Here is a 10,088-nt window from a genome sequence, read left to right as displayed (position 1 = left end):
TCTTGGCCAGTAATGAATCGTTTCATCTTCATAAACATCCGTTAATTAGTGATACTTAATTAACGTTTGAGGCCCATGTAGTGTTTACAAAAAGAGGGAGATTATTGGGTGTTTTTACACAGCCTCGGCCGAATTCTGACTTTCAAACTACTTTGAGGGCCCTATTTTCAATGCCTCTAAGTAGGCAGTAATCAGTTGTTCGCCTAACCTACCTGAGGATACAAAACTTACAAATCATTTAAGATGATTCCAGCCAGTTCAATTCTTAGTTTTTAAGAAAAAGCTCTGTTAATCCGTAGGTCCCTAGTTAGATCCCAGCTCGAGGGGCTAGATACAAGAAAACCACCTTTTAGGTGGTTTTTTCTTTTATGTATCAGGTAAATTGGTTCCGCTTAGATCAAACCTTTTTTGCGCAGATTGGCTAAGCGGTTATGTAAGCTCTTAATAGTGAGAAGATTAAGCTTATCTCCCTCAGACCAATTAGCGCCCTTCCACTCGATACCTTCGGCCGTGACATGAGCAAATGGCTCTCTACCCTCTTTTGCATATCCCTCCAAAATAGCAATTAATGCAGGGCGATCATCCGATCCACCCGCATCTTTAATTGCGTCCAAGATTGGCTTAGTGATCGTATCGCTGTAAGTAACCTTAGAGTCTGGATGCTTGGGAGATACCGGCTCGTCGAATATATATTCATGTGGCCACTCAAAGACATTTCTTGCTGAATTTTTTACTGACTCAGGACTTACTGCGCCACTCTCAGGGTTTTTAGGATCGGCTGGAAGATTCAAGCCCACAATCCAAGCTTCGAATTCGGCAATACGACTGTAGCGCTTTTCTTCACTATCGCGCTTCTGCTCTTCTTGCGAAAGCAATAAAGTGACCCAAGCCCAGGCAATATCTTTCGGTAAAGCAAGCTCTTGAGCCAGAATGCCGCTCGCTTTTTTAAGGATGGGTTTGGATGTTAGTTTAGTCATTGCATTCTTTCTGCATCCCTTGAGGGGTGCCTTCATTTTCGAGTGGATAGCTTACGGGATTTCTCCCCATTTATTTTTACAATGCTCGCCACAGATCCCGTAGGATACTCTCGATTGGCTAGCCCATTGTTTGCAATGTACTGATAAACCATGCTCCAGAGGGCTCCTGGGCTTAGTAATATCGCAAATCCTACAAGAATGCCCGTATTCACTAAAATAGCAACATGACCAAGATTCCAGAACTTTTAGCCCCAGCCGGCAGCCTCTCCATGCTGCGTACCGCCTTTGACTTTGGTGCCGATGCCATTTATGCAGGACAGCCTCGATATTCACTCCGAGTACGTAACAACGACTTCGGAAAAATGGAGACCCTTAAAGAGGGTATCGATACCGCCCATGCTTTGGGCAAGAAGTTTTACCTAGTGTCCAATCTGCTGCCCCATGGCGGTAAGACGCGTACTTATATAAAAGATATGGATCCAGTGGTTGCATTAAAGCCAGACGCAATGATCATGTCAGATCCCGGCCTCATTATGATGGCCAGAGAAGCTTGGCCAGATATGCCAATCCACTTATCAGTACAAGCCAATACAGTTAATGGTGCTTCTGCTAAGTTCTGGCGATCGGTCGGCATTAGCCGAGTGATTTTGTCCCGCGAACTCTCCTTTGATGAAATCGAAGAAGTTCGCCAGGACTGTCCTGAAATGGAATTAGAAGTATTTGTCCATGGCGCCTTGTGTATTGCCTACTCAGGTCGCTGCTTATTGTCTGGCTACATGTCACATCGCGACTCTAATCAAGGTGCCTGTACTAATGCTTGTCGGTGGGACTACAAAGTCAAACCGGGCCAGCAAAATACCAGTGGCGACGTCGTTCTTTTACAAGAAGCCAGAAGGCCGGATGATTTAATGCCCATGGAAGAAGATGAACATGGTACTTACATCATGAACTCTAAGGACTTGCGTGCGGTTGAGCATATTGAGCGCTTGACGAAGATGGGAGTTGACTCATTTAAGATTGAGGGTCGCACCAAGTCGCCCTATTATGTCTCTCGCACGTGCCAAGCCTATCGCACCGCAATAGACGATGCAGTAGCCGGTCGTCCAATGAATATGTCCCTCATAGGAAATTTAGAAGGTTTAGCAAACCGCGGGTATACAGATGGCTTTTATGAGCGTCATCACGATAAAGAATATCAACTCTATATGCGTGGCCACTCTCTTTCTGGCAGAAGTCTTTATGTGGGCGAAACCCTAGAGATTGATGAGGTCTCAGGTCGCGTTAAGGTGGATGTAAAAAACCGCTTCTCCCTTGGAGATAAGCTGGAAATCATTGAACCCGAAGGTAATCAGGATATGGTGCTGGATGCGATGTGGAGTCTGAAGGGTGAGCCAATTGACGTTGCCCCCGGATCCGGTCACTTTGTTTGGATTCAATTGCCGCTCAAGAGTAAGCATGCATTTATTGCACGCTATACAAATGAACCCGCCCCAATCGAGGTGGCAAGCTCTTGCAGCAATTGTTAATTCAATATCACGGAAATTTTTCATGAACGCAACATCATCTAATTCAGCTCCTACTCATAGCTTTAAAGAAAAGGCAAAAGAGGAGTTTTTTAAGGCACTTCAGTTAACTGTTTACTTCGGGGCTTGGTTTTGTGCTCTCGCCTTTTTGGGCGCTACATCACTGGATGAGAGACCGATTCCTTTATCCATATTTGGCTTTGCTTTATTTAAAGCAGCGATATGCGCCAAATTCATGCTGGTTGCACAGGCAGTCTTTCCAATTAAAGTGGACAAAAAGAATGGGATTGTTGGCTCCCTCATCATGGAGTCTTTAGTCTATCTCGCGGTTGTTTTGGGATTAAATTACCTAGAAGCTGGAGTACACGGACTAATTAATGGAAAAGAGTTCTTGATATCCATGACTGAGTTTGGTCAATCAAATCCATTGCGCGTAGTTGCGATGTCAATCGTTTACTGGCTCATTGTGTGGCCATATTTATTGCTAATAGGGATGAGTTTGATGCTCGGCGGTAACGCCACTCTCGAAATTTTGTTTGGCAATAAAACTGAATCCAAGTAATTCAGCTTCAGTCCAGCACTCTTGATGACTAAGCCATCCTTAATTCCTCAAGGTTGGATTGGTCTATTATTCGCTCAATTATTGCTGGGCATAAGCGCCCTATTTCCTGCAGCCTCTCATGCGCAGGAAATCGAGGCGCGCACTTATTCCAATGCACCAATCGGCATTAACTTCATCAGCGCTGGAATTGCCCAAGCTAAGGCTGGTAACCACACTTTGACCAGTGAGGCCATGAGCCTTACACATATTTTTGATGCAGGTGGTCAGTCCGGCAAACTCACCCTGGTACTACCCTATGCTCAACTGACAGGATCGAGCAAAATTGGCGGACAGACTGTAAATGCCAGCACTGAAGGCTTATCTGACCCACTCATTAAAGCTGCCATTAACCTCTATGGTGCCCCAGCCTTAACCTTGGATGAATTTAAGGACTATCAACAAGATCTCATTGTTGGCGTCAGCCTTGCGGCATCTGTTCCATGGGGTAAATATGATGATGATCAACTGATCAACGTTGGTGCAAATCGTTGGTTTATCCAGCCAGGCTTGGGTGTATCCAAAGCACTTGGGCCTTGGAGGCTTGAATTAGCTGGCGCTGGTATTTTCTACACCAGCAATACCAACTTTATGGGTGGCAATTCGTTGTCACAAAACCCCGTCTACTCTACACAAACCCATGCGATTTATTACTTTCAAAATACTGCCTGGATCTCAGTAGATGCCACTTATTTTACTGGTGGGCAGGCCTATGTGAATGGCAACCCTATTAGTGGCAGTCAAGAAAACTGGCGCTTTGGTACAACGATGTCCTATCCAATAAATAGACATAACTCCATTCGTCTCTCAGCAAGTACTGGTGCGTACTCTAGAACCAATAATAGCTATGACCTGTATGGAATTTCTTGGCAGTACCGCTTTGGTGGGGGTCTATAGTTTTTATAGATCTCGCAGATGGCGGCGCAGGATTTTGCCTACATTAGACTTTGGCATTTCTTCGATAAATGCAATTTTTCTAGGGCGCTTATAACTTGTCATTTGCTCTTTACAGTACTGAATAACCTGAGCCTCCGTTAGCCCTGCATTCTCTTTGACAATATAAGCCTTCACAATCTCGCCAAGCTTGCGATGCGGGAATCCGATCACAGCGCATTCCCTAACGCCAGGCATGAGTGAAATCACCTCCTCGATCTCATTTGGGAAAACTTTAAAGCCAGAAACCACGATCATGTCTTTCTTGCGATCCACAATCTGTACATAACCCTCTGGGCTCATGATGCCGATATCACCAGACTTAAAATATCCTTCTGGTGTAATAAATTGTTCGGTTTCTTCAGGTTTGTTCCAGTAGCCTGGCATGACTTGTGGGCCCTTGATACATATCTCTCCAGGCGTACCAAATGGCACTTCTGCACCCTCATCGTCCAGAATCAACACATCAGTGCTGGGCACTGGCATACCGATAGATCCAGTGAATTCTTTTACAAACGGTGTATTAACGCAAACTACTGGTGAAGTCTCAGAAAGACCGTAACCCTGGGCAATGGGTACGCCAGTAAACTGATGCCAAAGGTCAGCAGTTTTCTTCAGTACCGCCATGCCACCACCAATGGTCACCAAGAGATTGGGCAATTTCACCTGTTTAAATTCTGGATGATGAACCAATGCATGGAACAGTGTATTGACGCCCGGGAAAATATTAATATCGGCATGCTTCATCAAAAATTTGATGAAGCCGTTAATGTCACGGGGATTGGTAACCAGCAACAATTTACCCCCCTTGCGCATTCCAAGAAGACCGCAGGCAGTTAACGCAAAAATATGCGTCATGGGTAGTGCGCATAAAAAAACTAGCTGTTGCTGGGGTCTATTTTTTAAAGCGGGGTCCAACCAAGATTCAATTTGAATAATATTGGCCAATATATTTCGGTGTAATAGAACAGCGCCTTTAGAAATGCCCGTAGTACCTCCTGTGTATTGCAGGAAGGCGATGTTCTCTAAACTGAGATGAGGTCTCGTAAACCCATGTCCAAAGCCAATCTTAAGGGCCTGATTGAATTTAACGCAAGGAAAACTCCAGTGAGGAATCAGCTTCTTAATGTGGCGAGCGATCAGATTGATGATGACGCCTTTCGGACCTAGGGTCTCACCCAAGCTGCTCACTATCACTTTCTTTACCAGACCTTGATTCGCCATGCCTTGATAGACATAAGCAAAGTTTTCTAACAATACCAATACAGATGCTCCGCTATCTTGTAATTGGTGCTCAAGTTCACGTGAGGTATACAGTGGATTGACATTAACAACTGTAAAGCCAGCACGCAGAGTTCCCAGCATCGCAATGAGATATTGCGGCACATTGGGAAACATAATGGCGATGCGCGCTCCCGAGGCGAGGCCTAAAGTTTGCAAATAGGCGGCAAAGTCTTTTGAAAGAATATCGAGTTGAGCGTAACTGATTCTGTGCCCCATCGACTCTATTGCAACTCGATTAGGATAGCTCTCAAAAGACTCTTCCATTAAATCTACAAGCGATGAGTAACCTGCTAAATCGATCTCATGGGGAACGCCCTCGAGATAATTTTTCAACCAGGGTTTTTGAGTATTCATTTGCATGACTAATATTTGACTGTAGCAGGCGCTCCTTAGGCGCTTATTAACTCTTTGAGCTTTTCTAAATAGAGTTCCTGACCATGATTAACTCGATGAGTCCACTCATTACCAGAGTCGGCATTGGCATCATCCGTTACATACTTAAAGGATTGCCAGGGAATATTAAATTGGTAGGCCATGTTCGCAATTGCGAATAACTCCATATCAACTACATCAACACCCTGAGAGGTCAACCAGGGATCATGCGCTGTCACAAAGCTGTCACCAGTTCCACAAGTATGATCCCCGCCAAGGGAAAGATATACGGAAGGTTTGGGACAAAAAGGAGTTTGCCCTCTTGGTGCCAGAGGCACCGTCATCATGTCACGCTGAATCACTTTACCGATTTCTAATAGGCCTTGCAGAGCGGAATTAATTTTCCCGACGGTTCCAAAGTTCACTATCCGTTTAGGCTTAAATTCATGAATAGCCCGAATGCTCGCCGCTGTCGCATTAATTTTGCCAACCCCCGAATACACAATGTTGACACCTGGTGGCAAGGCACTTTTATCTAGCTCTGACTCTAATGCGGTAATAATGAGTAATTGTGTTTTCATGTCGGCCAATAATGAATTTATTAGATTATCTACCTGGAGTCCCTAACTTTCCTAAGCCAGGAATCCTCTTCAGGGATATCTCCCCTCTTTTAGCCAACCCAATCGCCTTCAAGGAGGCTACGCTACAGCTTGAAACCCTAGCCCAGCAGTTCGATTACAGCCATATTTTAGGCATTGAATCACGTGGATTTATATTTGCTAGCGCCCTGGCTCACCAGACCCATAAGGGGCTCGCATTGGCACGAAAACCCAATAAGCTACCTCTGGCCAGCCATCGAGAATCTTATGGCCTGGAATACGGTTCCGACTCCCTTGAGATACAGCAATCTACCCTGCCAGAGGGTGCGCGTGTTTTGATTGTGGATGATGTTTTGGCTACTGGTGGAACTATCATCGCGGCCAGTAAGCTACTTCAAAAAGCAGGTTTTCAGGTGGCTGGTGCCTTAACCTTATTGGAGATAGCCGGTTTAAATGGCGGGGGTCTTCTAACCCAAAAAGGGATTACGAATAAAACAGTATTAATAGCCTAGAGACTGGATTACATTAGTTTCTTGGCGTTTTTAAGTAACTTGACTGTGCCCCAACCTACGGCCAACACTTTACTGGCAAGCTTAGGCTTGTAATGGGCCAGGACTGCAAATGCGCTAGTCCACAATATCGGCGTACTCTTCATAAAATTGAAAGCATCGACACCTTTATCAGCCCAAGATAGGGGCTTTTCTATTGGCTCGAAATGTAAAGCAAAATCAGCTCGCTCTTTGGCCGCACGCTCCTGGAGAACTCTCTGCCGTGCTTGAAGATCCGCTAGTTTTTGGCTCATCGCTTTGAAAGCTCTTGGCGATCTTTAGCCAGTTCAGTAATCGTAGCCTCAAATAACTTAGGCATCGTCTTGAGAGTGCGTAAAACTACTAATGCCAAAATGCAGCCAATTGCCAAGAAACCACATGTAAGTAAGCTTAAGGCTAATATGCGGTCAGTCTCCCAGCTATAAATCACAATAAGTAAGGCTAGCATTACCAAGCCAAAGAATAGGAAAAATAATGTGAAGATCACCATCACAAGAAGGCTGAGAAACTTAGCGCGCGCAATTTGTACGTCGGTAGAAATCAACTCCAAGCGAGTCTGGGCAATAGATGCCCCAGTAGAGACGAGATTCTTAAGTGAGGAAAGAATGTTTTCTTGTGCCATGAGTACCTAGCGACGTCGAATAAAGAGGCCAATTAAAAGGCCAAGTCCAGCAGCAACACCGACCGCCTCCCAAGGATTGCGATGCACAAACTCATCAGCACCTTCGGCCACGACCTTAGCTTTATCAACAACAGTTCCCTCGACTGAAGAAAGACTTTCTTTTGCATTATTAAGGGTGTCTAAAGCTTTTGAACGAATTGCACTAAATGGCCCACTCTCATGGTTTGCCGTCGCTTTAATTAGGTCTTCAGCATCTACCATTAATGCCTTGAAATCACTGATCAAATTTTCAGAATTAATTTGAACCTCTTCATGTTCAGCTATTGATTTTCTAGCGGTCATTACCACTCCTTACTAATGCCAATTAATTGGATGAATAAGTCCATTCTAAGCAATTCCCACCGAAAATCACAATATTAGGACCGTCATACCCGCATTACCTTCCTTGAAGTGCTTTAGATAGGCCTTTAATCCAGGCCTTCTTCTCAAAAGAGCATGATAGGCCTCACTACCAAAGGCAGTTTGTTCGCCGAAATGGTATTCATCAACCCGATCGGAGAAATAGTTCTTTTCAAGGGCATCATGTACAGCCCATTTAATTCTGCCACCCTCGCCACTGGCTCCATAACCATGTATTAGGATCATCGCTTTGATACCCACCTCTGATGCTCGGCGCAGACCAATAGTTAGTCGATCCAAAGCATCTTCAGCGCTAGGATTATCGAACTTCAGATTTAACACCATGGTGTCGCTATGTGGGATGGGAAGATCCTCACTACCGCATTGACGACACTCTCCAAGCAATCCCCTGGGATTGCCACACTCTGGGCACTCGAATGAATGGACCAATCAAAAATTCCTGTTATAAATATCAGACAATAAAAAGGAGACAACAATGCATTGCAACATTATGAGCAGACTATTACTGGTTTTGGTATGTATAACTGGCAACTCATTTGCCCACAAACCTACTGAACCCAGCCATCAATTGTATGCGGAGGGTAATTTTCTCCTCGAGAATGGATCAGTTATTAAAGATTTTGAACTCTCATACACAACACAAGGCACTTTAAATGCCGACAAAAGCAATGCCATACTCATGGTGACCGCAATTGGCGGAAATCACCATCGCATTGATTACCTCATTGGACCAGGCAAGGCCTTGGATACAGATAAGTACTTCGTCATTTGCACTGATGCGATCGGAAATGGCTTAACTACCTCTCCATCGAATAGCAAATTACAACCGAATATCCAGTTCCCAGAATTTAATATGCGCGATATGGTTAATAGCCAGTACCGCCTCATTACCGATCATTTCGGAATTAAAAAACTAGTTGCCGTGGTTGGCGCATCCATGGGTGGCATGCAAGCGCTGCAATGGGCGGTCTCCTATCCGAACTCTATGCAAGCAATCATCCCCATCATTCCGCTAGCCAAGACAAATGCATGGACTACAGGCGTACTTGAAATGCTTCGCCAAAGCATCATGACTGACCCAGGCTACCAAGGCGGAAAGTACGATAAGCCCGTTGAACAAGGTATGAGATTGTGGTCGGGATGGCTTAGCGGTGTGATCGTGAGAACCCCCGCATATCAAGAGCAGCTGAATACAACTCCCGCAGCTGAAATTGAGTATCTTCAGAAGATACAGGATGCAGGCTGGAAGAGAATGGATGCCAATGATTGGATTTGGCAATCGAGAGCCTACGACCGTCACGATGTGGGTCAAACTCAAGGCTTCGGTGGTGACACATCTGCAGCCTTAAAGTCAATCAAAGCCAAGACACTTATTCTTGCCGGCACTGGAGATTTACTCAACCCGGAATCCGATGCAAAACTTTCAGCAAAATTGATTCCTGGCGCTAAGTATCTAGCGATCAATGATCGCCTTCCTATGGGTCACTTATCTGGAGCCGGGGCTACCAAGGATGAGAATGCATTTCAGAACAAAGTTATTTCAGATTTCTTATTCAATCTTAAAAAATAGGTCTTCATAAGGGGGTCAAACTGACCCCCTTTTTTAATTGCCTCTTAAGGACCTCAATATTCTTCGAGTCTTAAGAGCAATACTTTGCCTCTAGGGCAGATGTTGTATTGACCTGATCATCAACCATTCGGTTTAAGGTCATCTGCGCCGCATCTTTATTCTCTTGCACCTTGAGATTTAAATTAATCAGACCAGCTACATCCTTACGGATGGAGGTATTGCCATAACGCAACCCTTTTAATGTTGAAACAGCTTCAGCGGAAATCCTGCATTGCTGGCTCACCAACTCCGAAGAATCAGATGAGGTATTCGCATATGCAAATGCAGCTACGGAGATTGAGGCAATAGCTAATAGAGTTTTTTTCATCTTATTTCCTTAATTTGTGACCACACGTTGGACAACAACCTGAATCTTTTGCTTTGGTTTTTCTTAAGGCGGCGTAAACGCTAGATTCTGAAATTTCCATCTTCCTAGCGGCTTGAGCTGCGGTCATTCCCTTCCCTATCCAATCTAAAGCTTGATGTGTCTTTGGTATCGCTTTTCTCATTTACCCTCCTTTGATAGTACTATACTACAGAAGTTGTGAAGTTGTGAACTTTATTTTTAATTTAACTTATGGGGCCATAAAGTAGGATTTAAAG

The 10,088-nt window shown here is 44.6% G+C and carries 13 protein-coding genes; 5 read left to right on the top strand and 8 right to left on the bottom strand.

The features are described from left to right. Positions 1-392 precede the first annotated feature (392 nt). Positions 393-977, bottom strand: a complete 585-nt coding sequence (locus ICN42_RS07560) for a hypothetical protein (RefSeq protein ID WP_216252773.1) — start codon at positions 975-977, stop codon at positions 393-395. A gap of 224 nt (positions 978-1,201) precedes the next feature. Between ICN42_RS07560 and ICN42_RS07555 the strand changes: the two genes are divergently transcribed. From ICN42_RS07555 to ICN42_RS07545, 3 genes are read left to right on the top strand one after another with little or no spacing between them, the layout of a single operon-like run. Then, positions 1,202-2,503 carry a U32 family peptidase gene (locus tag ICN42_RS07555; RefSeq protein WP_216252772.1) on the top strand — a complete coding sequence of 434 codons (1,302 nt, stop codon included), beginning with the start codon at positions 1,202-1,204 and terminating at the stop codon, positions 2,501-2,503. Between the two features lie 22 nt (positions 2,504-2,525). Further along, positions 2,526-3,062 carry a hypothetical protein gene (locus ICN42_RS07550; RefSeq protein WP_216252770.1) on the top strand — a complete coding sequence of 179 codons (537 nt, stop codon included), beginning with the start codon at positions 2,526-2,528 and terminating at the stop codon, positions 3,060-3,062. A 24-nt stretch (positions 3,063-3,086) separates the two neighbouring features. Beyond that, positions 3,087-3,995 carry a transporter gene (locus ICN42_RS07545; protein ID WP_216252768.1) on the top strand — a complete coding sequence of 303 codons (909 nt, stop codon included), beginning with the start codon at positions 3,087-3,089 and terminating at the stop codon, positions 3,993-3,995. Between the two features lie 3 nt (positions 3,996-3,998). Here ICN42_RS07545 and ICN42_RS07540 read toward each other — a convergent pair whose 3' ends face one another. Further along, positions 3,999-5,675, bottom strand: coding sequence for an AMP-binding protein (locus tag ICN42_RS07540; RefSeq protein WP_216252766.1), 1,677 nt, complete (start codon positions 5,673-5,675; stop codon positions 3,999-4,001). A 29-nt stretch (positions 5,676-5,704) separates the two neighbouring features. Then, the gene (locus tag ICN42_RS07535; RefSeq protein ID WP_216252764.1) at positions 5,705-6,268 is read right to left on the bottom strand and encodes a 5'-methylthioadenosine nucleosidase; all 564 of its coding nucleotides are present in this window, start codon (positions 6,266-6,268) and stop codon (positions 5,705-5,707) included. An 11-nt stretch (positions 6,269-6,279) separates the two neighbouring features. On the opposite strand from ICN42_RS07535, the gene ICN42_RS07530 reads away from it, so the two are divergent. Then, a complete protein-coding gene (locus ICN42_RS07530; RefSeq protein WP_216252762.1) occupies positions 6,280-6,798 on the top strand; it encodes an adenine phosphoribosyltransferase in 519 nt (172 codons plus the stop codon). Between the two features lie 8 nt (positions 6,799-6,806). Here the strand turns inward: ICN42_RS07530 and ICN42_RS07525 are convergent, their stop codons facing one another. The 4 genes from ICN42_RS07525 to ICN42_RS07510 all read right to left on the bottom strand — a co-directional run bounded on the left by ICN42_RS07525 (position 6,807) and on the right by ICN42_RS07510 (position 8,305). Beyond that, positions 6,807-7,088: a YqjK-like family protein gene (locus ICN42_RS07525; protein WP_216252760.1), complete on the bottom strand. Its 282-nt coding sequence runs from the start codon at positions 7,086-7,088 to the stop codon at positions 6,807-6,809. Next, positions 7,085-7,456 (bottom strand): phage holin family protein, encoded by a 372-nt coding sequence (locus ICN42_RS07520; RefSeq protein WP_216252758.1) that lies wholly within the window; start codon positions 7,454-7,456, stop codon positions 7,085-7,087. The genes ICN42_RS07525 and ICN42_RS07520 overlap by 4 nt, the downstream gene beginning before the upstream one ends. A gap of 6 nt (positions 7,457-7,462) precedes the next feature. Next, entirely contained in the window at positions 7,463-7,798 is a 336-nt protein-coding gene (locus ICN42_RS07515; protein WP_216252757.1) for a YqjD family protein, read from the bottom strand. Positions 7,799-7,864: 66 nt separating this feature from the next. Continuing rightward, entirely contained in the window at positions 7,865-8,305 is a 441-nt protein-coding gene (locus ICN42_RS07510; RefSeq protein WP_216252755.1) for a Smr/MutS family protein, read from the bottom strand. Between the two features lie 61 nt (positions 8,306-8,366). Here ICN42_RS07510 and ICN42_RS07505 point away from each other — a divergent pair, with 61 nt between their 5' ends. Then, positions 8,367-9,446: an alpha/beta fold hydrolase gene (locus tag ICN42_RS07505; RefSeq protein WP_216252753.1), complete on the top strand. Its 1,080-nt coding sequence runs from the start codon at positions 8,367-8,369 to the stop codon at positions 9,444-9,446. A gap of 70 nt (positions 9,447-9,516) precedes the next feature. Here the strand turns inward: ICN42_RS07505 and ICN42_RS07500 are convergent, their stop codons facing one another. Next, entirely contained in the window at positions 9,517-9,813 is a 297-nt protein-coding gene (locus ICN42_RS07500; protein ID WP_216252750.1) for a hypothetical protein, read from the bottom strand. Positions 9,814-10,088 lie beyond the last annotated feature (275 nt).

The sequence above is a fragment of the Polynucleobacter sp. 71A-WALBACH genome (assembly GCF_018882365.1).
Lineage (GTDB): Bacteria > Pseudomonadota > Gammaproteobacteria > Burkholderiales > Burkholderiaceae > Polynucleobacter.
This window is presented reverse-complemented; position numbering and strand designations above follow the sequence as displayed.

Coding starts and splice junctions, on each gene's coding strand:
- ICN42_RS07525 (WP_216252760.1), bottom strand. CDS start 7,088: ATGAGCCAAAAACTAGCGGATCTTCAAGCACGGCAGAGAGTTCTCCAG.
- ICN42_RS07550 (WP_216252770.1), top strand. CDS start 2,526: ATGAACGCAACATCATCTAATTCAGCTCCTACTCATAGCTTTAAAGAA.
- ICN42_RS07505 (WP_216252753.1), top strand. CDS start 8,367: ATGAGCAGACTATTACTGGTTTTGGTATGTATAACTGGCAACTCATTT.
- ICN42_RS07535 (WP_216252764.1), bottom strand. CDS start 6,268: ATGAAAACACAATTACTCATTATTACCGCATTAGAGTCAGAGCTAGAT.
- ICN42_RS07540 (WP_216252766.1), bottom strand. CDS start 5,675: ATGCAAATGAATACTCAAAAACCCTGGTTGAAAAATTATCTCGAGGGC.
- ICN42_RS07545 (WP_216252768.1), top strand. CDS start 3,087: ATGACTAAGCCATCCTTAATTCCTCAAGGTTGGATTGGTCTATTATTC.
- ICN42_RS07555 (WP_216252772.1), top strand. CDS start 1,202: ATGACCAAGATTCCAGAACTTTTAGCCCCAGCCGGCAGCCTCTCCATG.
- ICN42_RS07515 (WP_216252757.1), bottom strand. CDS start 7,798: ATGACCGCTAGAAAATCAATAGCTGAACATGAAGAGGTTCAAATTAAT.
- ICN42_RS07520 (WP_216252758.1), bottom strand. CDS start 7,456: ATGGCACAAGAAAACATTCTTTCCTCACTTAAGAATCTCGTCTCTACT.
- ICN42_RS07530 (WP_216252762.1), top strand. CDS start 6,280: ATGAATTTATTAGATTATCTACCTGGAGTCCCTAACTTTCCTAAGCCA.
- ICN42_RS07500 (WP_216252750.1), bottom strand. CDS start 9,813: ATGAAAAAAACTCTATTAGCTATTGCCTCAATCTCCGTAGCTGCATTT.
- ICN42_RS07560 (WP_216252773.1), bottom strand. CDS start 977: ATGACTAAACTAACATCCAAACCCATCCTTAAAAAAGCGAGCGGCATT.